The sequence below is a fragment of the Arthrobacter sp. StoSoilB13 genome, from assembly GCF_019977255.1.
Taxonomy (GTDB): domain Bacteria; phylum Actinomycetota; class Actinomycetes; order Actinomycetales; family Micrococcaceae; genus Arthrobacter.
Map to the genome: position 1 here is coordinate 891433 of NZ_AP024649.1, position 26299 is coordinate 917731.

Here is a 26299-nt window from a genome sequence, read left to right on the forward strand (position 1 = left end):
CTATCGTTTAGGACACACCACTGAACCCGAGGAAGGGAACCGCAATGGGCGATCTGGCGCGACTGCCGCTGCTTGAGAAGGCACCTACTACGCATGCACGCCTGCTGGCCTGGGTTGAGGAAGTAGCCGAGCTGACTCAGCCGGACCGCATCCACTGGGTTGACGGCAGCGAAGCAGAAAACAAGAAGCTGACCGACGAACTGGTTGAGGCCGGCACCCTGAAGAGGCTGAACCCGGAAACGTTCCCGAATTCCTTCGCGGCGTTCTCCGACCCCGCCGACGTTGCCCGTGTGGAAGAGCAGACCTTCATCTGCTCCGAGAACGAGCGCGACGCAGGGTTCACGAACAACTGGATGGCTCCGGCCGAAATGAAGCAGAAGCTGCGCGGACTGTTCGCCGGCTCCATGCGCGGCCGCACCATGTACGTCATTCCTTTTGTCATGGGCCACCTGGATGCAGAGGACCCGAAGTTCGGCGTTGAGATCACTGACTCCGCCTACGTTGTAGCTTCCATGCGGATCATGGCCCGCATCGGCTCGGACGTTCTGGACCGCATCACGCAGACCGATGCATTCTTTGTGCCGGCCCTCCACTCGCTGGGCGCACCCCTGGAACCCGGCCAGGCCGACGTCGCGTGGCCGTGCAACACCGACAAGTGGATCGTCCACTTCCCCGAAGAGCGCTCCATCTGGTCCTTCGGTTCCGGCTACGGCGGAAACGCGCTGCTGGGCAAGAAGTGCTACGCACTGCGCATCGCCTCGGTGATGGCACGCGACGAGGGCTGGCTTGCCGAGCACATGCTCATCCTCAAGCTGACCTCTCCCGAGCAGAAGACCTACTACGTCTCCGCTGCCTTCCCGTCGGCTTGCGGCAAGACCAACCTCGCTTTGCTTGACCCCACCATCAAGGGCTGGAAGGTCGAGACCCTCGGCGACGACATCACCTGGATGCGCTTCGGCAAGGAAGGCGAGCTCCGCGCCGTCAACCCCGAAGCGGGCCTGTTCGGCGTCGCCCCGGGCACCGGTTGGGGCACCAACCCCAACGCCATGCGTGCCATCGCCAAGGGCAACAGCATCTTCACCAATGTTGCGCTGACCGATGACGGCGGCGTTTGGTGGGAAGGTATGACGGAGGAAACTCCGGCGCACCTGACCGACTGGCGCGGCGAGTCCTGGACTCCGGACTCCGACGCCCCGGCTGCACACCCGAACTCCCGTTTCTGCACGCCGATCGACCAGATCGACATGCTCGCCGAAGAGTACTTCAGCCCGGACGGCGTGGAGTTGTCCGCGATCCTGTTCGGCGGACGCCGTAAGACCACCATCCCGCTGGTCACCGAGGCCCGCGACTGGTCCAACGGTATCTTCATGGGTGCCACGCTTTCCTCGGAAACCACGGCCGCTGCAGCTGGCGCCGTAGGTGTTGTCCGCCGCGATCCCATGGCAATGCTGCCCTTCATTGGCTACGACGCAGGCGACTACCTGAACCACTGGGTGAACCTGTCGGCGAAGGCCAATCCGGAGCGACTGCCGAAGATCTTCCTGGTCAACTGGTTCCGTCGCACGGCCGATGGTGGCTTCGCCTGGCCTGGTTTCGGTGACAACGCCCGCGTCCTGAAGTGGGCCATTGAACGGCTCGAAGGCAAGGCGGACGCTGTGGAAACGCCGATCGGTTTCGTTCCGACCGGCGACTCCATCGACCTTGAAGGCCTGAACATGACGCCGGCCGAGGTCGAGGCGGCCGTCCGCGTTGACGCCGGCGAATGGGAAACGGAACTTGCATCCATCGAGGAATGGTTCGCCAACTTTGGCGAGTCTCTCCCCGCGGCGCTGCAGTCCGAGCTGGACGGCCTCAAGAGCCGTCTGGGCTAGACCTCTTAAGGACAACGGCGTTCCTAAGACGACGGCGGCCCGTCACCTTTTTCATCAAAGGTGACGGGCCGCCGTCGTGCTTTCGGCGTCTTAGAGGGGTTTGCCGCCCCGCCTTAGTTCGCGAGCCAAACGTCTGGGCCGAAAACTTCGTAGTGGATCCGGGTGGCCGGAATGCCGGCCTCGATCGCTTCGTCGCGAATCTTTTTCATGAAAGGCAACGGTCCGCAGAGGTACAAGGAAGCGTCCGCGGGCATGTCGATTTCCCTCAGGGACATGAAGCCTGCGTTGACGCGGTGCATTTCATTGCCGGGCTGCGGCGACTCAAGCCAGAGCTGCAGTTCGGCGTCAATGCTTGCGGCGTCTGCAGTCATTTGGCCGCTCAATGCCCAACTGTCCATGGAACGTTCGGCGTGCAGGACAAGAACCTGGCGATCAGTGCCGGCCTCGGCCAAGGAGCGCAGGATTGAGGCTGTCGGCGTGCACCCGATCCCCGCTGACGCGAGCACCACCGGTCCCCCGTCTTCTTTGAGGGTGATCTCGCCGTAAGGGTTGGAGATTTCGAGCACATCGTTAGGTTCGACGGCGGTATGCAGGGCGGTGGATACCTCGCCGCCGTCGTTTAGCTTGGTGGTGAAGGTCCGGCTGGTCCCGGCGTCGCCTGACAGTGAATACTGCCGCACTTGGCGCAAGCCGTCAGGGAGTACGACCTTGACGCTCACATACTGGCCGGGAAGGGCCGGTGTTACCGGAGTGTCGTCGGCAGGTTCCAAGGTGAATGTCATGGCGTCCTTGCCAGCCGGTACTTTGGAAACCACGCGCCAAGGCATCCACATCTTATTGTTTGACTGGGAGGCGTAGAGGTCCTTCTCAAGCTTGATCAGGGCGTCTGCCATGAGCCAGTAGACCTCCGCCCAGGGCCCTCGGCGATTTCGGGTGTAATAACGTCCGACAAGTCGGCAGCGATTGCTGCGAAGAGGTGCTCGTAGACGACTCCGTACTGCTCTTCGGCGATGCCCAATGAGGCGTGCTTGTGGGCTATCCGGGCCAGGACCTTTTCCGGGAGCGTGCCGGGGTTGTTCACGAGGTGGGTGGCGAAGGCGGCGATGCTCCCGGCGAGTGCCTGTTGCTGATCACCCGAGCGCTGGTTGGAGCGGCTGAACAGTCCATCGAGCAACTCAGGGTGCGCTGCAAAGAGGCGCTTGTAGAAGTCGGCGGTGATGTCACCAATACGCGAGCCAACCAGGGGAAGCGTGGCTTCAATAATCGGGCGGGATTTTTCCGAGAGCATGATTCTCCTGCGGGTAGGGGTCCGGTGGGTTATTCGAACCGTCACAATACAAGCATTTCGAATGCCTGTATTTACACCTCAATTTCTACTCCTTGTAGAAAAGAAGTGCAAATCGGATCGCGATCCGGTCCGGACGCCGTCAGGGCAGGGTTGCGGGGGACCTGAATTCGGGTCGGAGGCCTATTGTTTGGAAGACCGGATTCATCTGCCGGGCATGAGGCAGGGACGAGATGACGACGGTGTCGAGCTCACGATAGAAGGCTTCGCGGGCCCGGTTCATTGCGTGGCGGAGACCGCACTCTGTGATGAGGGGGCAATCATGGGTGGGGGACTGGCATTCGGCGGGATCCTGCCGGCTGTCCAAGTGGCGAAGGAGCTGGCCAACCGTTGCTTGGCGTCCCGCTTCGTTCAGGCGCGATCCACCCAAGCGGCCTCGTTCCACATCAATCAATCCAAGGCTGCGCAATCGGACCATGGCCTTGCTGACATGGTTATACGGAGTGCCCACGGCGTCGGCAACAGCCTGGGTAGTCAGCAACGTGCCCTCAGGGGCGGACGCCAACACCATGACGGCGCGGAGGCTCACATCTGCGAACGCGTTGATTTTCATGGGATCAGCTTACGTAGTCAGGTCTAGTCCACCCAGAGCGAGGGCTCGTGGGTGTCCGGCTCAAGGGCGCCGAATGAGAAACCGTCGGCTGTGTGGACGTAGGGGATGACTGCTGCCATGACCCCGCCATCCCGGTGCTCGGCGGTGCCGTGGATGCCATCCGAGCCATGCTCGGGCAGCGCGACATCACTTGCGATGGCCACGGCCCGATAATCGTTGCGACCCTGGCGAAGTAATTCCTGGACGTCTGTCAACATCGCTCCCGCGTCAATGTGGCCGTCCTCGTCCGGCTCGCCTGGAGAAACCATGACAATCCGCACCTCGCCTTCGTGTGAAAGCGTGATGCCGAAGGGGAGAAAGCCGCCGTTTTGCAGAATGTGCTCCTGGGCAGTCCCCAGTGCAGTCCCCAGAATCTCCCGGAGTTCACGCTCTTGGACGGTCCCGGTGGAATCGGCCTCGTCGATTGGCTGCTCGCTCATGTTTGCCTGTCCTTATGCCCTGACCAGTGCCAGGACGCGGTCGCGGATTTTTTCCATGGTGGGCAGGTCTTTGGCTTCGGCGTTCAGGCGCAGGAACGGCTCCGTGTTGGAGGGGCGCAGGTTGAACCACCAGCTGCCGTCCTTGGCGCTGAAGGTGCTGCCGTCCATGTGGTCTATTTCGACGTCATCATGCTGGAAATCGAGGCGGACCCGCTCGATGGCGCCTGCTTTGTCTTCGATCTCGGAGTTGATTTCCCCGGAGGAGACGTAGGGCTCGTACTGGCGCCCGAGTTCGGACAGCGGACCGTCCTGCTCGCCCAGGGCCGCCAGGACATGCATCGCGGCGAGCATACCGGTGTCCGCATTCCAGAAATCACGGAAATAGAAGTGTGCCGAGTGCTCCCCGCCGAATACTGCACCTTCTTCGGCCATCACGGCTTTGATGAAGGAATGGCCGACGCGGGTCCGGACTGCCCGGGCCCCCCGTCCTTGGCAACGAGTTCGGGAACGGCTTTGGACGTGAGCAGGTTGTGGATGATCACCGGGGTCTGTTCCCCGGATGCCTGGGCTCGGGCGATCTCCCTGCGTGCCACCATGCCCGTGATCGCCGATGGGGAGACGGGCTCGCCCTTTTCATCGACCACGAAGCAGCGGTCAGCGTCGCCGTCGAAGGCAAGGCCGATATCGGCGCCGTGCTTGATCACGGCGGCTTGGAGATCACGGAGGTTTTCCGGTTCCAGCGGGTTGGCCGGGTGGTTCGGGAACGAGCCGTCCAGTTCGAAGTAGAGCGGGATGATCTCGAACGGCAGGGCAGGGAGGAGCTTGTTGCCAAGCACAGCAGGGGTGGTCAGCCCGGCCATGCCGTTACCGGCGTCCACGACGATCTTCAATGGCCGGGAACCGGAGAGATCCACCAGCTGGCGCAGGTATTGGGAATAGTCCTTCAGCACGTCACGGACACCGATCTGCCCCCGCGTCGCCGCCGCGGGGATGGTGCCTTCGTTCAGGTAGCGCTCGGCGAGGGCCTGGATCTCCTTCAGGCCACTCTCGGAGGAAATCGGTTGAGCCCCTGCCTTGGCCATTTTGATGCCGTTGTATTCGGCCGGGTTATGGCTGGCAGTGAACGTGGCACCGGCTGCGTTCAAGGCACCGCAGGCGTAGTAGAGCTCGTCAGTGGAGATCAAGTCCAGCAATTGGACGTTGGCGCCCCGGGTGGCAGCACCGTTCGCGAAGGCCTGGCTGAACTCCGGCGAGGACGGGCGCATGTCTCCGCCAACAAGGACGGTTTCACCTTCAAGACCCAAAACGTCGATGAAGGCAGCACCGACTGCCTCGACGATTTCAGCCGTGATGGATTCCCCCACGATGCCCCGGACGTCATACGCCTTGAAGGATGCCGAGAGGTCGAAGTTCTTGTTCTGCTCGCTAGTCACGGGCTCAATCCTACTGTGGCAGCGCAATTGAGCATGAACGGGGGAAGCTGCTATGTGGAAAAGCCGGTCCTGGCACACCGCTTTCCACATAGCCGGGGCCACCGGTTATGGCTGTCAGGGGCTGCTGGAATACTGGGTCCATGGCCAACAACTCCCAAAATGCCGCTGTTTCCGTGGAATCCCCTACCCGCCAGAGGGCTTTGGCTTGTCTTCGTGAGCTTGTGGGGCACCCCGAGGCAGAGTTCCATGACGGCCAGTTCGAGGCCATTGAGGCATTGGTGGACGCGGGGCGCCGTGCCTTGGTGGTCCAACGCACGGGTTGGGGAAAATCCGCCGTCTACTTCGTCTCCTCCTTGTTGCTGCGTCAGCGGGGTGCCGGTCCCACGCTGATCGTGTCTCCTCTGCTCGCGCTCATGCGGGACCAAGTAGCGGCCGCCGCACGGGCGGGAGTCCGGGCTGTGGCCATCAACTCAGCCAACGCGCTTGAGTGGGACACTGTCCTGGCCCAGTTGGCAGCTGACGAGGTGGACGTTCTCCTGGTGTCGCCGGAGCGCCTCACCAATCCCTCGTTCAGGGAGAACCAGTTGCCCGAGCTGATCCGCAGGACCGGATTGCTTGTTATCGACGAAGCCCACTGCATTTCGGATTGGGGCCACGACTTCCGGCCCGATTACCGGCGCATCGCGGATCTCATTGCCCAACTGCCCGACCCGGTTCCGGTCCTCGCCACCACGGCTACCGCCAACTCCCGCGTTGTCCACGATATCGAGGAACAACTCGGCGCCGGAGTGCTGACCATCCGGGGTGCGCTGGGCCGCGAGTCGCTGCGACTCGGGGTTCTGAACTTGTCCGACTCCCGCGATCGCCTGGGGTGGCTGCTGACGCACCTGGCGGACCTCCCCGGCAGCGGAATCATTTACGCGCTGACCGTCTCAGCCGCAGAGGATACTGCCCGGCTTCTTTCCGAGGCTGGACACAATGTCTTGTCCTATACCGGCCGGACTGATCCTGCCGATCGGGAGCGGGCAGAACAACTCCTCAAGGACAACCAAGTCAAGGCGCTTGTGGCCACCTCGGCGTTGGGGATGGGATTCGACAAACCGGACCTTGGTTTCGTCATTCACCTCGGGGCGCCGTCCTCGCCGGTCGCCTATTACCAGCAGGTTGGTCGAGCAGGCCGAGGTGCAGCCAACGCCGACGTCCTGCTGCTTCCGGGCTCCGAGGACCGCGAAATATGGCAGTATTTTGCCACCGCGTCCATGCCCTCAGCTGAAAAGGCCGACGCCGTCTTGAGGGTGCTTGGTGAGGCCAACGCGGCCATGTCCACGGTGGCGCTCGAAGCACGCGTGGACCTTCGGCGCACGCCTCTGGAACTCCTCCTTAAGGTCTTGGCCGTTGACGGGGCAGTTGAACGCGTAGGCGGCGGTTGGCGTGCTACCGGACGGCCATGGACCTACGATGCAGAGCGCTACGCGCGCATCGCGGAGGCCCGGGTGGATGAGCAGGACTCCATGGTGATTTACCAGGACACTGCAGGTTGTCGCATGGAGTACATCACCTCTGTGCTCGACGACGAGACTGCCGCCCCTTGCGGCCGTTGTGACAACTGTGCTGGACGCTGGTTCCCAGTGGACATTGCAGCGGCTGCCGTTGATGCAGCAGGCCAGACGCTCCGTCGCGCCGGGATCGTGGTGGAACCGCGGCTCCAGTGGCCCAGCGGAATGGACAGGCTGGGAGTGGGAGTCAAAGGCAAGATCAAGCCGGACGAAAGCATTTCCGAAGGCCGTGTGCTGGCCAGGCTGACGGACTTGGGCTGGGGTGGCGCGCTCCGCGAGCTCTTTGCCGCCGGGGCACCCGATAGGGCAGTGGACCCCGCGATGCTGCAGGCCTGCGTTCAGGTTCTGCGCGAATGGTCAGGGGCCGACGGCGGAACCGCCTGGAGCGGGGCGGGGCGCCCGGCGGCGGTCGTCAGCATTCTCTCAAGGAGCAAACCACAACTTGTGGACTCGCTGGCGCAGGGGATCGCGGGCATAGGGCGGATGCCGTACTTGGGTCAACTGCATCCAGAGCACGGCGGGCCCACAGGATCCCGTGGAGGCAACAGCGCTTACAGGCTCGCGGGAGTATGGGACCGTCTGGCGGTCGGACCGCAATTGGCAGAGGCACTGGCAGGCATTGGTGACCAACCTGTCCTCTTGGTAGACGACCTCATCGACAGCCGCTGGACACTGACTGTTGCGGCGAGGGCGCTCAGACGGTCCGGGGTAGGTGCGGTACTGCCGCTCGCCCTGGCACAGGCGGGGTAGGGCGCAGGCGGCGATTCGCTCAACCCGGGGCAGTGCTTCAAGGCGAGGAAGTGCGCTGAAAACCGTCATGTTGTGAACGCTCCCACGGTGCCTCTATAGGATCGAGCAAATACGAGGATCGAGCAAACACGCGCGCCTGCTGCTGCGGGCCATTAGACAAGACTTGGACCGGACCATGAGCACAAAACCGAGCAACACCGACGTCGAAGCGGCCAATGAAACCAGTTGGCGGCCGCGTTTGGCACTGCTGGTGGCGGCAACGTTCTTCATGGAGTTTCTTGACGGAACGATCCTCACCACGGCCATCCCCAGCATTGCGGCCGATTTCCGGGTGGCACCGGCTGACATCAACATCACGATGACTGCCTATTTGGTGACAGTGGCCATGGGGATCCCCTTGAGCAGTTGGCTTGCCGAGCGGTTTGGCGCCCGCAGGATATTCTGTCTGGCTATTTCGGTGTTCACTATTGCTTCCCTTTTCTGCGCAGTAAGCACCGACTTGACCATGCTGACGTTGAGTCGGGTGGCGCAGGGGGCAGGCGGCGCCATGATGGTTCCCGTGGGCACCCTGGTGGTTTTGCGGGGTACGCCCAAATCCGAACTTCTCCGTGCCACCGCCTACTTGGTATGGCCAGGCCTTCTTGCCCCCGTTTTGGCTCCCATGGTGGGGGGCGCCCTCACGACTTTCCTGTCGTGGCACTGGATCTTCATCATCAACGTCCCCCTCGGCCTGGCTGCCTTCATTGCGGCACTGAGGTTGGTTCCGCGGACTCAATTTGATGCCAACCGCCGTCTTGACTGGTTTGGCCTCTTGCTGACTACCTTGGGCGTGGGTTCCCTTGTGGTGGGGCTGGAAACGCTGGGCGGACACGCATCGAATCTGCTGGCTGTTGTGGTGGTGGCTGCCGGCTTGGTTTCCCTCGCAGGTGCGGTCTGGTGGATGAGCAAAGCAAGGGTTCCGCTGTTCAACCTCAGCGTATTTGGCACCAGGACTTTCAGGGCGACATCCACGGGCGGTTTCATTTACCGGCTGACCATCAGCTCGGTTCCCTTCTTGCTGCCTCTGATGTTCCAGGATGGATTTGGGTGGGATCCCTTGAAGGGCCGGGGTCATGGTAGCCGCAGTCTTCGTGGGCAACATCGGGATCAAGCCGGCCACCACACCCCTGATAAGGCGCTTCGGGTTCAAACCGGTGCTCGTCTTTGCATCCTTCGCGTCGGCTGTGACGTTTGCCTTGTGTGCGTTCCTGAATGCCCAAACACCCGAGCCCCTCATTTTCGCGTTGTTGCTGCTCAGCGGTGCCTTCCGATCCATAGGCTTCTCGGCCTACGCGTCCGTGCAGTATGCCGACATCGTCCCGGGGCAGCTGCCCTCGGCCAACGCCATCTCTGCGACCCTCGTACAGCTGGCAGCTGCGGCAGGGATCGCTGTGGGGGCCTTGTTCCTGAGGCTGTTCGAGTCCACGGATGTGCTCGGGGTTGACCAGGTAGCAGCCTACAAGGGGGCTTTCATAGCCATGGCTGTCCTCATGCTGGTCAGTACAGTGGACAGTCTGACCCTGCAGCGGCATGCCGGCGCGGAAGTCAGCCACGGGGCGAAGCGCAGCTAGACCGACGCGGGCACAGGGCTCGGGGTAAAAACCGGGTTAACGCAAAAGGTCCCGGTTCGAAAACCGGGACCAATTCGCGGAGACGGGGGGATTTGAACCCCCGGTGGAGTTGTGCCCCACACTTCATTAGCAGTGAAGCCCATTCGGCCGCTCTGGCACGTCTCCATTTGCTATTGCTAGCCCACCAAGGATACGCAGAACGTGCCGTCCAGTGCAAAACCGCCTTCGATCGGCTGCCCATTTCGATGGCTCGCTACCTGCCGGGCCGTTCGCAGGACCTTGCGTGCAATGGGCCATCGAAAGGAAACCTCAGCTGCTCCCGGCCAGCACACGCCACAGGAAGTGGTTGCTCCGGGCTTGGAGTGCGGCTGCCTGCCTGTTGTCCGAGGCGCCGGCATGCCCGCCTTCGAGTGCCTCATGGAACCAGACATTCGGGATACCCATCGCCTGCATCCGAGCTGCCATCTTTCGGGCTTGGACGGGGCCTACCCGGTCATCCGACGTCGCAGTCCAAATGAAGGTTTCGGGGTATTCGACGCCGTCGTGAAGCAGGTGATAGGGGGAGAAGGTCCGGATGAACTCCCACTGCTCAGGCAAATCCGGGTCTCCGTACTCGGCGATCCATGAATATCCGGCAGAGAGTTTGGTGTAGCGGCGCATGTCCAGCAATGGCACGCCGCAGGACACTGCACCAAACAGTTCCGGGTACTGGGTCAGCATGTTGCCTACCAGCAGCCCACCATTTGAGCCGCCCACACAGCCGAGTCGACGGCGGCTGGTCACGCCGCGGGAGATGAGGTCCTGTGCCACGGCGGCGAAGTCTTCGTAGGCACGGTGCCGCTTTTCCTGCAGCGCTGCCCGGTGCCACGAGGGCCCGTATTCGCCGCCGCCACGGATGTTCGCCACAACGTACACACCGCCACGGGTGTGCGAGCCGGGACCGTCAGCCAAGGCAGCAGCCGAAGTGCGACGCTCCAGCCAAGCCCTGCCAATGGTGCCGCTGTAGGCGGGGGTGCGGGAAACTTCGAATCCGCCATAGCCTGAGAGCTGCGTGGGATTTTGTCCGTCCAGGACCAGGTCCTTGGATGCCACCTGGAAGTAGGGGACTTTGGTCCCATCCGCCGAGACAGCGAAATGCTGCTGGACCTCATAGTCGCCGTCATTGAAGAACGACGGCGATCGCTTCACCACGGCGTGCTGGCTGGTGACCCCGGCAGCTGCTCCGGCAACAGACGAACCCGCCGGCCCTGCAGTGAGGGTGCCGCGGGTGAGGGTAGTGGGCGTAGTGAAACCGGTGGCGACCAACCAGTAGTCATTTCCGGCTCCGGTTTCGTCTTCGTCGTCCACCGCGTAGGCATTGACGTCGTGAAGCGGCGGGCACGCGTCCAGGACGGTGGCAACCCAGCTGCTGTCGGAATCGACGCGGGAAGGGTCCAGCACCCTGATTTCGGAAGAGACGTCGCGCAGGAGGTTGAGCAGCAGATAGTCCTTGGTCCAACTCCACGACTGCAGCGACGTGTGGTCATCGGGGGTAAACAGCAGCACAAATTGGCGCGATCCAGCCAGGTAGCCCTCGAGGTCAGCGGCCAGCAGGGAACCGGCCGCGTAGGTAACGCCGGAAACGTCCCAGTCCTTCTGCGGGCGGAGCATCAGCCATTCTCGGTGGGCGCTGATGTTCACGTCGGTGGGCACATCGATTTCAAGCCATGAGTCGTCGCGAAGCAGCCACGTCTTGCGGTTGTAGAAGTCGATGTAGTCTACGGCGAAGGTCCGTTCGAAGCCCGGGGTTGAGTCATGGGCCACGATGGCCAGCATGTGGTCTTCGGGGATGTCGAAGATCCGCTCTGCCTGGGCGAGGGATTGGCCGCGACGCAGCTTCACGCCGGTCCGGGCGTACGAGGAGGTGGTTGCAGGCAACCCTTCTGCCGTACTGGAGACAAGCAGTGTGTCCGCATCGAGCCAACTCACGTTGCCTTTTGCCGTGGGCAGATCGAATCCGCCGGCGGCAGGGTCAACAAAGGTGCGGGATTCGACGTCGAACTCGCGGTGACGGTTGGCGTCACCGCCGTCGGGGGACAGCGAAACCATCGCGAAGCGGTACGTGTCCCCGTCCGAAGGACGAAGGAACCCGGCCCCATGGAACACCCATTCGACGCCTTCTGCCGCGGCCAGGGCATCGATGTCCAGCAGCACGTCCCATTCGGGAGCCTCGGAAACATAACTTTCCCAGGTCGTGCGGCGCCAAAGGCCCTTGGGGTGCTCCTGGTCCTTCCAGAAGTTGTAGTAGAAATCGCCGCGTTTGTTCACCATGGCGATCCGGTCAGTCGAATCCAGGACCTCCAGGATGCCGGCTTCAACCGCTGCGTAGTCTGCGTCCTCCAGCAAGTCCTCGGTTCGCGCGTTCTGTTCCCGGACCCAGGCCAGCTGTTCTTCGCCGTGGATGTCCTCCAACCACACGTTCTCATCCGTGGGTTCGGGCGCGATGGTCGCAGCGTGGCGAGGCCCGGACTTGGTCTCCAGATCCGTGTCATTGTCAGGAAGGGGCGTCTGATCAGCTTCTGTGGTGGTCATCGCCCCATCCAAGCAACACTTTTCAACTGGAAGCAAGTCACGCAGAAGTTAGGCTTGAGCGTGGCTAAATCGCAAATCAATCGTGTTGCCCTTATTGGGGCCGGCCCCCCGGGGCACGAGTGTCCTTGAGCGGCTGCTCGCGAATTGGGCTGCAGGGGCCACCAGCCGCGCGAACCGGACCGATACCGGGCAGCGCACACTGCACATCCACGTTGTGGATCCTTTCCCGCCAGCATCCGGCCATGTGTGGCAGCCGGAGCAGTCCAGGCTGTACCTGATGAACACACAGGCGTTCTATCCGACGCTCATCCCGGAAGACCCCAAGCTTGCGCAGCCCCTCGCAGGCGGTTCGTTCGACCAGTGGCGCGCCGCCCGACGTCGTGATGGACAGGGCCTGAACGACGCCGAAAAGGCGGAGTTGGCCACCCTGGAGTCCCACGATTTTCCCAGCAGGGCGCTCTACGGACGGTACCTGCGGCAGACTTTGGCGGAGCTGCTTCAGCGAATGCCCGACGGCGTGGAGGTCACCTTCCATGAGACGACCGCCGTAGCGGCGCGCCCGGTCCCGGCAAGCTCAGGCATCGCAGGTGGGCAAGCGTTCGACGTCGAACTTGCCGACGGCACTACCCTCACCGTCGGCTCGGTGGTCCTCGCGCTGGGACACATCGAGTCACGTTTGAATCCGGAGCAGCGATCGTTCCAACGGGCAGCCGACGAGCACGGCCTCCTCTACTTCCCGCCTGCACCGCCAGCCGACGTCGACTGGCAGCGGGTGCCGGACAACGAGCCCGTCCTGGTGCGTGGGATGGGACTGAATTTCTTCGACGTCATGGGCCAGCTGACTGAGGGCCGGGGAGGCAAGTTCGTCGAAGCCGGCGTACCGGGAGCCGGAGTTCTCGAGTACCGGCCCTCGGGCAGGGAACCCAGGATTATCGCTGCATCCCGGCGCGGAACCCCGTACCGGGCCAAGGCTGGTTTGGCAGGGTATTACCCCAGCAGCATCACAATGCGTTACCTGACCGAGGCAGCAGTGGACCGGTTCAGGGCAGCCGGTATCCAGCCCGGATTCGACCACGATCTTTGGCCGCTCCTGCACCGGGACGCCTTGTGGGCCTATTACTCCACCCTGGCAAGGTCGCAGCCTGCCGCCATCCGCGATGCAGCGCAGTTCCTAGCGGACCTTGAGGACGCGTTGCAACCCCACGCGCACACCACCGCCAACTGGGAAAGCGACGTCGCCGCCTTGGTGGACAAGCACGTGCTTGCCTCCCGCCGACTGAATGTCCGCGGACTCGCTGCGCCCTTGGCAGGCCGAACGTTCGCGTCCCGCCGAGAACTGGATCTGGCGATAACGGCCTACCTGGACGACGACGCACGACGCTCCGCACTGGGCGAAGCGGATCCCGTGAAAATGGCAATCGGCGCACTGCACACCGGCAGGGCGATCCTGAAGTCCGTCGTGGCAGACGGTGGTATCACGGACGAATCGTGGGTCGCTGAACTGAGGGGATGGTTCGAATCGTTCGTCGAAGGCCTTGCCAGCGGGGCCCCGGCACTGCGTTCGGAGCAGTTGGCTGCTTTGGCGCGTGCCGGCGTCGTGGGTTTCGTTGGACCCGACCCCAAGTTCAGTGTGGACAGAAGCGCCAAGGTTTTCCGGGCAGTCTCTCCATGGGTCCACGACGGGCCAGCGGAGGCACCCACGTTGATTGAAGCGATGTCGCCGGCCAACAGGGTGGGCATCAATATTTCCCCACTCCTGGAACAACTCATGGCTGACGGCCTTGTGCGAACCAAAATCATGATGAGTGCCGAGGGCACGCCGGTGCAGACAACCGGACTGGATGTGGAACCGCACCCGTACCGGCCTGTGGCGTCCAACGGCTCTGTGACCCGGGGGATGTATGTTTTGGGCCTGCAATTGTCGGCGACCCAGTGGGGAACGGCCATTGCTGCCGAGGCGCGTCCAGCGACCGGGAAGGCTTATGCCAGTGGCCAGCGAACCCTGCGGGATGCCGACGAAATCGCCCGTAGCATTCTGGCCAGCTAGCTCCCTTTGTTTGCGGTGTGTCCAATGCTTCGCTAGTGTGTGAGCTGCATCACCGGCAAAGTGGTGCGCGCTTTTGATCTGCGGCGGGAGAGTCCTGCCGGTACATCCCGTCAGGCGCCGTAGGAGCAAACCCTCCCCAGGAATCTCTCAGGCCCATGTACCGCCGCGGCGAGGCAACTCTGGAAAGCAGTCCGGGCATCCGGGCTCACCGAAGGTGCAAGCAGGCCATCCCTGCGGAAACTCTCAGGTCCACCTACAGAGTGGGGAGGAACCCGAATCATCGTGGCACCCAGTGCCGCCTGAACAATGGAGTTCCTCTTGACGATTCAGCGCCCACCCTCCTCGGTCCCGCATCCAGCAGGCTCACCACACCTCGAACCACACCTCGAACGGCAGCTCAGCAACCGGCACATCCAGCTGATCGCGATAGGCGGTGCAATTGGCACGGGCCTGTTCATGGGCTCGGGAAAGACCATTTCTGCTGCTGGTCCATCTGTCATTTTCGTGTACATGATCATCGGCTTCATGCTCTTCTTCGTCATGCGCGCCATGGGCGAGTTGCTCCTGAGCAACCTGAACTACAAATCCTTCAGCGACTTTGCAGCGGACCTGCTGGGTCCGTGGGCAGGGTTCTTCACCGGGTGGACCTACTGGTTCTGCTGGGTCATTACCGGCATCGCCGACGTCATCGCGATCGCCGGGTACTCCAAGGAGCTCTGGCCGTCCCTTCCACTCTGGGTGCCCGGATTGATCACCATCGGCATCCTGCTGCTTCTGAACCTGGCTACGGTGAAAGCATTCGGCGAGACCGAATTCTGGTTCGCCCTCATCAAGATCGTCGCCATCGCGGCACTGATCATCGTCGGTTTGTTCATGATTTTCAGCGGATTCCAGTCCGACGCCGGGCCGGCCAGCTTCACCAACTTGTGGAGCCACGGTGGCTTCTTCCCCAACGAATTCATGGGCTTCGTCGCCGGTTTCCAGATCGCCGTCTTCGCTTTCGTCGGCATTGAATTGGTAGGCACCACGGCCGCCGAGGCAAAGGACCCGGAGAAGAACCTGCCCAAGGCCATCAACTCGATTCCGGTCCGCGTGCTGCTCTTCTATGTGGGTGCCCTCATCATCCTGATGTCCGTCACCCCGTGGACCCAGTTCGCGGCCGGCCACAGCCCATTCATTGCAATGTTCTCCCTGGCCGGCCTGGGCGCGGCGGCTACGATCGTCAACCTGGTGGTTCTCAGCTCTGCGATGTCCTCAGCCAACTCGGGTATCTACTCAACGTCCCGCATGGTTTACGGATTGGCCCAGGAAGGCGACGCACCGGCTGTGTTTGGCGCGCTCTCAAGCCGCAAAGTACCCCGCAACGCCCTGTTCCTTTCCTGCGTCCTGCTGCTGTCCGGCGTCGTCCTCATGTATGCCGGGCAGGACATCGGCAAGGCGTTCGACATGGTGACCACCGTGTCTGCGGTTTGCTTCGTCTTCGTATGGTCCATCATCCTGGCCAGCTACCTTGCATTCCGCAAGCGGCGGCCACACCTGCATGATGCTTCGGCGTTCAAAATGCCAGGCGGCGTGGTGATGGTGTGGGTGGTTTTTGCCTTCTTTGCCTTCGTGCTTTGGACCCTGACCACGCAGCCGGACACTTTTGCTGCGCTCCTGGCCACGCCGCTGTGGTTCCTGATTCTGGGGGTGGCCTGGGTCATCCTGCGTCGCCGGCCAGCGCACCTGGTTCGCTTTAGGGAGTTCCAGGCGCAGCTTGAGAAGGACGCCAAGCACGCGGAGGAACCCGAGCTCGCCAAGAAGTAGGCGAAAATCCAAAAAGGTAGCCCTTCACGAGTCATCCTCCTGAGGGGCTACCTTTCTTGGCGGGTCATGCGAAGGGGCCGCCTAGCCCCTCAGACACTTCTGGTACTCCAACCAGGCCCACGCGTAGTGCAACCAGCCCACGGCGTCGTACCACTTGGACGGTTTGGTGGGCGGAGTGCATTGCGGAGGATTCGTGCCGCTCCCGGCAACCGTCACCAGGGCCTTCACGACGGTTCCGGACTCGACGGCGGTCAGCACCAATGTGCCACTGCCTGCAGCTGCCGCCGCGGGAACCTTGAGGTTCACTGTGGCAGTGCCTGCCGTCACCGGCACGGAGTCGAGCGTTATCGCCGCGCCCTTGCTGTCCACGAAGACGGCATTGAGAGTGTTGTTGGCCGGGCTGCCGATCGAGGTGAGATTCAGCTTGGAGATAGCGAGTGCCATGGGCTCGCCCGCATTGACCTCTGCGGCGGTGGTGTTTACCACGGCAACTGACCGGCGCGCGAAGTCCGGAGACACGGGGTTGTGCTCACGGAGGTACTTGATCCAGGCATCGCGATCCACCAAACCGGTGTCTTTCGTGTTGCTGCCTTCCTTGAAGATGCGGAAGTTGTCGCCGCCGGTAGCCAGGAAGCTGAACGTACCGATCCTGTACTGCTTGGCGGGGTCGATGACTGCGCCGCCTACCCAGATGCCCGTGATGCGCTCGCCTTCCGGGCGGGCGGCGTCGTAGGTGTAGTTGACGTTCCTGGAAAGTCCAAGCTGCTGGTACGGGCGGCTGGGAACTGTTCCGTCAACGTTGGTCTGCCACTGCTGCTCAAGAAGGGTCTTGAACTGGGCGCCAGTGAGGGAGGTAGTCCACAGGTTATTCACGAACGGCAGGACCGCGTTGGCCTCAGCGTAGGTGATGGTGCCGTCCGGTGCGTAGTAGAGCTCGTTACGCAGGCCGCCAGGGTTCACGACGCCGATCTCCGCCGCACCCAGTTCAGGCGCCTGGAGCGTGTCCACCAAGGAGTCCGCTACCAGGTTTCCGAGGGTGGATTCGTTCGCGCGGTCGTCCCGCTTTGGGGCGCCGCCAGCCGGATCCGGAGTGAAGGCGGTGGTGATATCAGCTGTCACTGCGCCCACCGGCTGATTTCCGATCACTGCAGCATCGGCAAGAGCCTTGTCCACGATCGCCTTGACTGCGGCCACGCGAGGATAGGCGGCAACGAGGCTTTCCGAAGTGTCCGTGGTACGATCCACCACGGCAGCCTTATAGCTTGTGACCGAATGCGTGGTGGTATCGATGGTGAGAGTAACGCTTCCCACGTTTTCGCCGTAGTTGCCGGTTTGCACAATGGGGCGGGTTTTCCCGGTGGGCTGGCCGTTGGCGTCCAGCAAGGGCGCGTCCCAGGCGTATTCCTTGTGGGTGTGCCCGGTGAAGATGGCGGCTACGTCGGGGGTGGTCTCGTTGACGAGCTTGGCGAACGGTCCACCGGCTGCGACTTCCTGCTCCAGGGTGGCACCCTCCGGTGTGCCCGATGCAGCGCCGTCGTGGTTTTCCACGATGATCAAATCGGCCAGATCTTCTGCCTTGATCTTTGCGGCCACCCGGTTGATGGCTTCCACCGGATCACCGAACTCAAGATCCGTGATGCCGGCGGGAGTCACCAGTGACGGCACTTCCTGCGTGACGGTGCCGATGACAGCCACCCGGATGCCGTTCATCTCCAGGACCTTGTACTCCGGCAGGACCGGAGTCTTGGTGCCCGCCTGGTAAACGTTCGCGCCCAAGTAGGCAAACTTGGCGTTGGTACCATCGGCGATGACGCGGTCGCGCAGATCCTGCCACCCGCCGTCGAACTCGTGGTTGCCTACTGCCGAAGCCCGGAGTTCCAAGGCATTGAGGACGTCGATGGTCGGCTGGTCCTTGGCAACCGAGGACGCGAAGAGCGAAGCGCCGATGTTGTCTCCAGCAGAAATGAAGGCGGTTGCGCCGGGGGCGGCCTCGGCGCGGAGCTTCTCCACAGTGCCGGCGAAGAGGACAGTGTTGGAGTCGATCCGGCCGTGGAAGTCGTTGATGCCAAGGAACTGCAGGTCAACAGTGGCCGGCACAGCCGGTCCCAGGTTCATACCCACCACCACGGGGTCGTGATCGCTGGCGCGGAACTCGTCCCCGGCATAGTAGTTGGTCACATTGTTGTTATACCTGCTGTACTCCAGCGCCACGGACTCCACGGAGTTGATGTTCCAAATGTCGGTTCCCGTGACTATCCCGGCCGCTGCCGGGGAAGCAAGGATGTGGTCCAGCGAGCCCACCATGCCCCCGAAGAGGTAAGAGTGCTTGCCGGTACCAGCTTCAAGGTCCGCGTAGCCTGCGCCAGTGAGGACATTGATGGGGTCTTCCTTGGCATAGGCGTTGAAGTCGCCAATCAGGAAGACCTTGTCTGTGCCCTTGGTGGCTTGGAGGTCCCTGGAGAAGGCGAGGAGTGATTCAGCCTGCTTTGTGCGGGCAATGTTCGAGGCGCCCTGGCCCTTGTCCGTGTCATCCGGGGTTGCAGCGGAACCCTTGGACTTGAAGTGGTTCACGATAGCTATGAACTTCTTGTCCTCGTCCGCGCCGACTGGCTTGAAGACCTGCGCCAGCGGTTTGCGGGCGCTTGCAAAAGCCACGGTGTCGTTGTGGATGATTGACTCCCCGACCGGCTCGGCTACGGCCTTCTTGTAAATGAACGCGGTGCGGATCATATCCTCATCGCTGGGAGGGGGAGCGTTTGCGGGTGTCCGCACGTAGTCCCATACGCCCGGCGTCTTCACATTGAGGGCGTCCACCAGCTTGGACAAAGCGTCATCACGGTTCTTGCCGAACTGGGCGGAGTTCTCGATTTCCTCAAGGGATACGACGTCCGCACCTGCCTTGGTAATCGCAGCGACGATCTTGCCCTGCTGGCGCTGGAGGTTCTCAGCATTGGCAGCACCGCGGGCGTTGCAACCTTCCTTGACCGTGATCGGATTCTCGTCCCGGTCGGTGTAGAAAATGCAGCCGCTGAGCTGGTCGCCGGTAGTGGTGAAGTAGTTCAGCACATTGAAGGAGGCAAGCTTTAGGTTTCCGCCAACGTCAGCGGGGGCCGTCGGGACGGGTTGTCGTGAAGCTTGCAGGCTGCACAGTCTCCGCATTCACGGGAGTCAGCGCCGTGAGGGGCTGGAACTTCCACGAATTATTGCCGTAGCCCAGGATCACGTCTGTCCGGAATTGCACCGGAGAGCCCACGCGGACGGGATCGGACGTGGTCAGGTATGGCAGTTGCTGGGCCTTCGTGGTGGCGTCCTTGAGGAAGTTGGTGGACGCGCCGTCGTCGAGCTTGATGGCACGGAGGGCGTTCTCGGCCACCACGTCGGCATATTCTGCTGAACCATAGGTAGCGACCGCCGTCGGCTGCACTAACGGCGATGTCCCGGCCGCGAGGCCGATTTCGCCATACTGGTTCAGCGAATAGTTATCCGTCACGGTGTACGGGCCTTGTGGGGCGACGAGCATGCCTTCAAGAGCTTCGCGCGCGGCCTCGTTGGCGGGCATCTGGAAGGCAGTGGGCTTTACCTCCGGCGCAGCTTCGCTCAGTTTCTGCAGGCCGGCAGCCTCAACCGTGAGCTGTGTCTGGTTGGCGAACTCGCTGACGACACCCGTGAGTTCCACGTAGTCGCCGGGCTGTACCGTACCCGCCGTCGTGGGGGAGTAGATGAACAAAGCGTCCGACGCCGTCCTGGCCGCCCCTGCGGCCTCCCCGCCGCTTCCGGGGGTTTGGACGTAGTAGCCGTTGAAACCTCCCGAAGCGTAAACGGCAGTTACTTTGCCACGGGTAGTTACTGTGCTGCCGACGAGCGGACTCGTGGCGCCGGTGCCTTGGATTTCGGCGATGGTCCTGGATCCTGGGTCCGGCTCGGGTTCCGCGGGCGGCGTCCCGCCGCCGGACGCCGTGGGCGTTATGGTGGCGCTCAAGCTGAAGTCGGCGGCATTGGAGTTGGTGTCCACACCGTTGCTCCGATTGAGGCTTTTGACGTCAGTGTTGCCCGTGGGGGCGGTTGCTGCCGACGTTTCGAAAGTGTTTGATGTGCCGTAGCCGAGGAGATCCGCTATGGCGGCATTGTCCGTCACTGAGCCAGCGGCCAGGGGAGAAACCGCGTTGGCTTGCTTCGCCAGGACCAAGGTGCCGGCGGTTCCAGCGGGATTCAAGGTTCCAGTGGCCTGCACATCCGGGGCGGGCAGGGCCGGCGCCGTGGAGGTGCTGCTGTTCGTGGCTCCTTGGATCAGGTAATAGCCCTTGGCGGGGATGCTGCCCGTGAGCGGAGTGATGCCCGTGGGCGCTCCCGTGCCGGTTGCCGAGCGGTACTGTAGCGACCACCCTGCCAGGCTGACCGGAGTGTCCGAGGAGTTGTAGAGCTCTACGAACTTGTTCTTGAAAGCAGAGCCGCTGCTGCCCCCGCTGAGGTAGGCCTCGTTGATGACCACAGCCGAGGTGCCCGGCGGCGCCGACGGATCGTCGGCCGCAATTGCGGGAACGGCTGTCAGCGGAGCCGAGAGCAAACCAATCGAAAGGGCTGCTCCAGCTGCTGTTTTCCAGTGTTTTTGGTGCATCCGCTCTAACTTTCATTAGGAGCCCTGTGGGGCTCTTTGGACTACGCCCGCTGTCTTGTGAAGTGGGCGATATGCCGGAAGCTACTCCGGGTAAACCTGGGTATCGGGCATAGCAGAACACGTCGGAATGAACAGGAAGTGGACCGGTGATGGATGGAGGGCGCGCGGATCCTGCCGGCCGCCTCGGGTCAGGAGGCAGCCGGCAGGAACCGAACGTTCAGGGGTTTAGCTGGCCGACGCCATGTTCTGGATTACCTTGAAGACGGCGCCGGTAGGGTCCGACAACGTGGCCAACCGTCCAAAGGGGGTGTCTTCTGCCGCTTCCATGACGGTAGCGCCCAGAGCTGTGGCCTGTTCCACCGTGGCGTCAGTATTGTCCACTGCGAAGTACACGCTCCACATGGACGGAACCTGCTCCGGGAGGAAACCGGCAGCGTCCATGATGCCGGCCTTGGCATCGTCACCAGCGCCCAACGTGGTGTAACGGAACTCCGGCGTATCGCTCATGACGGCAGTTTCCCAACCGAAGACGCTCTGGTAGAAGCTGACCGCTGACTCGTAGTCCTTCGCGAGTAGTTCGTGCCATGCCGGGGCGCCGGATTCGGCAGCGACCTCATAACCCTTCATTTCCCCGAACTGCCAGGCCCCGATTGCAGCTCCTGAAGAGTCGCCATACATGGCCATGATGCCCTGTTCAGGAACATCCATGGGCTCCAGGAGGACTTGGCCACCATAGGCGGCAGCTGCCTCCGTGGTGGCTTTGATGTCGTCCGTGCGCAGGTACGTCGACCAGACATCCGGCATGGCCCCCATGTCTGCCTGTTTCTGCATGATGCCCGCAACCAGGCGTCCATCCTTGGAAGCTGTGATGTAGCCGCCGTACTTCTCCTGGTCGCCTGTCTCGTAAGTCCAACCAAAGAGTGCGTTGTAGAAGGACTTGGCTTTGTCCGTATCGGATGTCATCAAATCAATCCAGCACGGTGCGCCAGAGGTGATGTCAGGCGTAGGCATATGTGAGGCTCCTGTGTTCGTTCCGCGGCGGAAGCTACGGCTGTTTGTCGGCGGTTGTGAGGACAAGCAGAACACTATGCGGGGGCTATGACAGTTTCAATGATTTTCTGGGTGTCAGTTCTCAGATCCGGCTGGGAGCTTGACTTCCGGCCCGGTTTTAAGCCAAAAATGCCCCGGGCTCGTGAGCCCGGGGCATCTGCTGGCGGAAGGTAAGGGATTTGAACCCTTGGTACGGGGTTACCGCACACTGGTTTTCAAGACCAGCTCCTTAGGCCGCTCGGACAACCTTCCCTGCCTAGTAGTGTTTCATAGGGAGTTGGCTGTTCCAAAACATCACGTTCTCCAGTCCCTGCCCCGGGCCTGGATGTACAAGCAAGAAACCGGGAGTTCGTCATGAAAGCCGTCTATATTTCTGAACCAGGCGGACCCGAAGTCCTCGAAGTCCGTGACGTACCGGCTCCGGTGCCCGGCGAGGGCGAGGTACTGATCGACGTCGTGGCTGCCGGCCTCAACCGTGCCGACGTCCAGCAGCGCCGTGGCTTCTACCCACCGCCCCCAGGGGCTTCAGAGATTCCCGGGCTGGAGGTCTCCGGCCGCATTGCCGCCTTCGGGCCAGGTGTCACCAAAGCCTTCTCGGTGGGGGACAAAGTAGTGGCCCTGTTGTCCGGCGGGGGCTATGCCCAACAGGTCGCCGTGCCCGCAGAGCAAGTACTGCGACTACCTGACGGCGTAGACCTGGTCACCGCTGCGGCACTGCCCGAGGTGGCGGCAACCGTCTACTCGAACCTCATCATGACGGCCCAGCTCCAACCGGGGGAGACCGTGCTCATCCACGGCGCTACCGGCGGCATTGGCACCATGGCCATTCAGCTCGCCAAAGCCTATGGGGCCAAGGTTGCCACCACCGCCGGCTCTGATGAAAAAGTTGGCACAGCAAAGGCCTTCCTCGGTGCCGATATCGCCATCAACTACAACGAAGAAGACTTCCCTGAAAGCCTCAAGGCACAAAACGGAGGCAAAGGCGCAGACGTGATCCTCGACGTCGTGGGCGCCAAGTACCTGCAACAGAACATCGAAGCGCTCGCCGACTATGGCCGGCTGATCGTCATTGGCCTGCAGGGCGGGACCAAAGCCGAAATCAACCTGGGACAGCTGCTCAGCAAGCGTGCTGCCGTCATCGGCACTGCCCTCCGGCCACGCCCGGTGGCCGAAAAGGGCATCATCATGTCCGCCGTGCGGGAGTCCGTGTGGCCCATGCTTGCCGACGGCCGCATCAAGCCCCTGGTGGCCAAATCATTTCCGCTGGACCATGTCCGGGAGGCACATGAATACTTTGATTCCGGAGAGCATGTAGGTAAGGTCCTCCTGCTCCTCTAACAAACACGGCAGCCCCGTTTATGCAGGACGTCCCCCACCAATTCCCCAGTAGCAAGGAGCCTCATGTCCATCCGGCACAGCCTGCTTGCCCTGCTTCAGGACCAGCCCCGGTATGGCTATGAGCTGCGTGTGGAATTCGAGGACCGTACGGGTGCTGCCTGGCCGCTGAACATCGGTCAGGTGTACACCACGCTGGACCGGCTTGAGCGCGATGGCCTTGTCAGCAAAGACGGCGACGACGGCGGTGGCCACGTCGTTTACAGCATCACTGACGCCGGGGTTGCCGAAGTTGCGGCCTGGTTTGAGGGAGCCGTGGACCGCGACAACCCGCCGCGGAATGAGATTGCCATTAAGCTAGCCTTGGCCGTGACGCTGCCCGGGGTGGATGCCTCGGCCGTGATCCAGTCCCAGCGGGAGGTTTCGGTTCGCGCGCTGCACGAACATACGCAAACACGGAAGGCTGTCTCGGCCAACCAGCGGTCCTCTGATACTGCATGGCTTTTGGTGCTCGATTCCCTGATCTTTCAAGCCGAGGCGGAAGTGCGGTGGCTGGATCTTTGCGAGGCCCGCATGGTCCAGTCGCAGGGCAACAGAGGGCTGAGTTAGTACGCCCGCCGCAGAGGTACTACCGCTTACCGCAAGACCATCGGGGTTCCTGTGTCACGCCCCACTTCTGTATGTCCTCTTTGTTAGCGTGCCCTGACTGTTCAGCGCACCCGCGGCCACAACCGCAGCAGTTCTCAAGGAGGAGACACGGGCATGACCCCTGACCATACAGAACCTGGCCAAACAGAACTTGATCGCACAGAGCTTGACCGCACAGAACTCGACCGAACAGGAGAAGTGAAGGGCGTCGATCCTGCGCTGCCTGCAACGGCCGTGGATGAATCCGTCCTGGATGCCGAGGACCGCAGATGGACTCCGGCAAGGATCGGAATCTGGGTGGCGATTTCCCTGCTGGGGGCCGTGGCCTGGTTCATGCTGGCATTGGTCCGCGGCGAGACCGTCAACGCCATCTGGTTTGTTTTCGCAGCCGTGTGTACCTACCTGATCGGCTACCGCTTCTACTCCAAGGTCATTGAGCGATACCTCCTTAAGCCCAACGATCGGCGTGCCACGCCAGCCGAATACAAGGCCGACGGCAAGGACTATGTCCGCACTGACCGTAACGTCCTGTTTGGACACCACTTCGCCGCCATCGCCGGCGCTGGACCCTTGGTGGGCCCGATCATTGCGGCCCAGATGGGCTATCTGCCCGGCACTATCTGGATCATCATCGGCGTCGTTCTTGCCGGTGCGGTGCAGGACTACCTGGTCATGTTCTTTTCGATGCGCCGCGGTGGCCGTTCCCTGGGTCAGATGGCCCGCGAGGAACTCGGTGTCATTGGTGGTACGGCGGCGCTCGTGGCAACGCTGCTCATCATGATCATCATCGTGGCCATTCTTGCCCTGGTGGTGGTCAACGCCCTGGGTGAGAGCCCGTGGGGCGTGTTCTCGGTGGGCATGACGATTCCCATCGCGCTGTTCATGGGCGTCTACCTGCGTTATCTTCGTCCGGGCAAGGTCATGGAAGTCTCCATCATCGGCTTCGTTCTGCTGATGGCAGCGATCATTGGTGGCGGTGCCGTGGCCGGCACCGAGTGGGGCTCTGCCTTCTTCCACCTGGACAAGGTCACTATCGCCTGGGGCCTCATCATCTACGGTTTCATCGCGGCCATCCTGCCCGTGTGGCTGCTCCTTGCACCGCGTGACTACTTGTCGACGTTCATGAAGATCGGCGTGATCGTGATGCTCGCCGTCGCCATCATCGTGGTCCGCCCGGAAATCAGCGTCCCGGCCTTTAGCGAGTTCGCGGGACGTGAGAACGGCCCGGTCTTCTCGGGGGCGCTCTTCCCGTTCCTCTTCGTCACCATCGCCTGTGGTGCGTTGTCCGGTTTCCATGCGCTCATCTCCTCGGGAACCACGCCCAAATTGATCGAGAAGGAACGCCAGACCCGCTTCATCGGCTACGGCGGCATGTTGATGGAATCGTTCGTGGCCATCATGGCGCTGGTGGCTGCCATCTCGATCGATCGCGGCATCTACTTCGCCATGAACGCTCCACTGGCACTTACGGGTGGCACCGTGGAGTCGGCTGCGCAGTGGGTGAACAGTCTTGGACTGGCCAACGTCAACATCACTCCTGACCTTTTGGCCCAGACTGCCAAGGACGTGGGAGAAGAGAGCATCATCTCGCGTTCGGGTGGAGCGCCCACCTTGGCGGTCGGCCTGGCCCACATCATGCAGCAGTTCATTGGCGGGCCGGCAATGATGGCCTTCTGGTACCACTTCGCCATCATGTTCGAAGCCCTCTTCATCCTTACGGCAGTGGACGCCGGCACCCGGGTTGCCCGCTTTATGCTGCAGGACTCCATCGGTAACTTCGTGCCTAAGTTCAAGGATCCCGCATGGCGCCCTGGCGCTTGGCTGTGCACCGCCGTCATGGTGGGAGCCTGGGGTGCGGTACTTTTGCTGGGCGTTACGGATCCGCTGGGCGGCATCAATACGTTCTTCCCGTTGTTTGGCATCGCGAACCAGCTTCTGGCTGCGATTGCCCTGGCAGTGTGCATGGCCATTGCGGCCAAGCGAGGGGCTTTCCGTTACCTGTGGATCGTGGCTGTGCCCCTGGCTTTTGCCGCCGTCGTGACCGTCACGGCCAGCTTCCACAAGATCTTCTCGCCGGTTCCCGCAGTGGGCTACTTCGCCAACAACCAGGCGTTCGCGAAGGCCCTGGCAGATGGCAAGACGTCGTTCGGCACCGCCAAAACGGTGGAAGCCATGGAGGCGGTAGTGCGTAACACCATGATCCAGGGCGTGCTGTCCGTGATCTTCGTGACGCTGAGCATCATCGTGATCATCACCGCAGTGGTGGCAACGGCCAAAGCGTTCCGTGCCGGGGGCGGTAAGGACCACGAGGATCCGGCAGTGGCCTCCAAGGTCTTCGCCCCGGCCGGGCTGTTCCCGACCTCCGCAGAGAAGGAGTTGCTCGCCGATTGGAACGCCTTGCCGGCCGGGCAACGGACACAAAAGGCGGGGCATCACTAATGCACGCCGTCGTCAGGGGATTCCAGGGCTTTGCCGCCTACATGAGTTCGCTCATGGGTGCCGACGCTTACCGCAAATACCTGGACCACTTCATGTCCACGGGCCACTCCGGTCCCGCCATGACAGAACGTGAGTTCTGGCGGGACCGGATGGACCGGCAGGACAGCAATCCACAGGGCCGCTGCTGTTGA

General features: G+C 62.2%; 11 protein-coding genes, 2 tRNA genes, 5 pseudogenes and 1 riboswitch. Of the genes and pseudogenes, 9 read left to right on the forward strand and 9 right to left on the reverse strand.

What is annotated here, in order from left to right; all coding sequences use genetic code 11:
- The first annotated feature begins 44 nt into the window (after positions 1-44).
- The gene (locus LDP01_RS22770) at positions 45-1871 is read left to right on the forward strand and encodes a phosphoenolpyruvate carboxykinase (GTP) (RefSeq protein WP_224094400.1); all 1827 of its coding nucleotides are present in this window, start codon (positions 45-47) and stop codon (positions 1869-1871) included.
- A 113-nt stretch (positions 1872-1984) separates the two neighbouring features.
- On the opposite strand, the pseudogene LDP01_RS22775 reads toward LDP01_RS22770, so the two are convergent.
- The 4 genes and pseudogenes from LDP01_RS22775 to LDP01_RS22790 all read right to left on the reverse strand — a co-directional run bounded on the left by LDP01_RS22775 (position 1985) and on the right by LDP01_RS22790 (position 5681).
- A pseudogene (locus LDP01_RS22775) lies at positions 1985-3159 on the reverse strand (globin domain-containing protein).
- Between the two features lie 139 nt (positions 3160-3298).
- Complete coding sequence (locus LDP01_RS22780; RefSeq protein ID WP_224094402.1) at positions 3299-3769, reverse strand: RrF2 family transcriptional regulator; 471 nt, start codon at positions 3767-3769, stop codon at positions 3299-3301.
- 23 nt (positions 3770-3792) lie between these two features.
- Entirely contained in the window at positions 3793-4248 is a 456-nt protein-coding gene (locus LDP01_RS22785) for a hypothetical protein (protein WP_224094405.1), read from the reverse strand.
- Between the two features lie 12 nt (positions 4249-4260).
- Positions 4261-5681 (reverse strand): annotated as a pseudogene (locus tag LDP01_RS22790) (phosphomannomutase/phosphoglucomutase).
- Between the two features lie 140 nt (positions 5682-5821).
- Between LDP01_RS22790 and LDP01_RS22795 the strand changes: the two are divergent.
- Entirely contained in the window at positions 5822-7987 is a 2166-nt protein-coding gene (locus LDP01_RS22795) for a RecQ family ATP-dependent DNA helicase (protein WP_224094408.1), read from the forward strand.
- Positions 7988-8162: 175 nt separating this feature from the next.
- Positions 8163-9597: pseudogene (locus LDP01_RS22800) on the forward strand (MFS transporter).
- Between the two features lie 77 nt (positions 9598-9674).
- Here LDP01_RS22800 and LDP01_RS22805 read toward each other — a convergent pair.
- Positions 9675-9762: transfer RNA gene (locus tag LDP01_RS22805), tRNA-Ser, on the reverse strand.
- A gap of 144 nt (positions 9763-9906) precedes the next feature.
- Positions 9907-12168, reverse strand: a complete 2262-nt coding sequence (locus LDP01_RS22810) for a prolyl oligopeptidase family serine peptidase (protein ID WP_224094410.1) — start codon at positions 12166-12168, stop codon at positions 9907-9909.
- Positions 12169-12228: 60 nt separating this feature from the next.
- Between LDP01_RS22810 and LDP01_RS22815 the strand changes: the two are divergent.
- Both LDP01_RS22815 and cycA read left to right on the forward strand, forming a co-directional pair.
- Positions 12229-14215 (forward strand): annotated as a pseudogene (locus LDP01_RS22815) (FAD/NAD(P)-binding protein).
- A gap of 74 nt (positions 14216-14289) precedes the next feature.
- Positions 14290-14388, forward strand: a riboswitch (glycine riboswitch).
- A 133-nt stretch (positions 14389-14521) separates the two neighbouring features.
- Positions 14522-16021, forward strand: a complete 1500-nt coding sequence (cycA, locus tag LDP01_RS22820) for a D-serine/D-alanine/glycine transporter (protein ID WP_527249101.1) — start codon at positions 14522-14524, stop codon at positions 16019-16021.
- 81 nt (positions 16022-16102) lie between these two features.
- Here the strand turns inward: cycA and LDP01_RS22825 are convergent.
- The 3 genes and pseudogenes from LDP01_RS22825 to LDP01_RS22835 form a co-directional block, all read right to left on the reverse strand.
- Positions 16103-20636 (reverse strand): annotated as a pseudogene (locus LDP01_RS22825) (ExeM/NucH family extracellular endonuclease).
- A 225-nt stretch (positions 20637-20861) separates the two neighbouring features.
- A complete protein-coding gene (locus LDP01_RS22830) occupies positions 20862-21647 on the reverse strand; it encodes a VOC family protein (RefSeq protein ID WP_224094413.1) in 786 nt (261 codons plus the stop codon).
- 200 nt (positions 21648-21847) lie between these two features.
- Positions 21848-21938: transfer RNA gene (locus LDP01_RS22835), tRNA-Ser, on the reverse strand.
- Positions 21939-22040: 102 nt separating this feature from the next.
- On the opposite strand from LDP01_RS22835, the gene LDP01_RS22840 reads away from it, so the two are divergent.
- From LDP01_RS22840 to LDP01_RS22855, 4 genes are all read left to right on the forward strand, one after another.
- On the forward strand, positions 22041-23024 hold the full coding sequence (locus LDP01_RS22840; protein ID WP_224094414.1) for an NAD(P)H-quinone oxidoreductase: 984 nt from the start codon (positions 22041-22043) through the stop codon (positions 23022-23024).
- 63 nt (positions 23025-23087) lie between these two features.
- The gene (locus LDP01_RS22845) at positions 23088-23630 is read left to right on the forward strand and encodes a PadR family transcriptional regulator (RefSeq protein WP_224094415.1); all 543 of its coding nucleotides are present in this window, start codon (positions 23088-23090) and stop codon (positions 23628-23630) included.
- Positions 23631-23783: 153 nt separating this feature from the next.
- On the forward strand, positions 23784-26108 hold the full coding sequence (locus tag LDP01_RS22850) for a carbon starvation CstA family protein (protein ID WP_224094417.1): 2325 nt from the start codon (positions 23784-23786) through the stop codon (positions 26106-26108).
- Positions 26108-26299: a YbdD/YjiX family protein gene (locus LDP01_RS22855; RefSeq protein ID WP_224094419.1), complete on the forward strand. Its 192-nt coding sequence runs from the start codon at positions 26108-26110 to the stop codon at positions 26297-26299. The genes LDP01_RS22850 and LDP01_RS22855 overlap by 1 nt, the downstream gene beginning before the upstream one ends.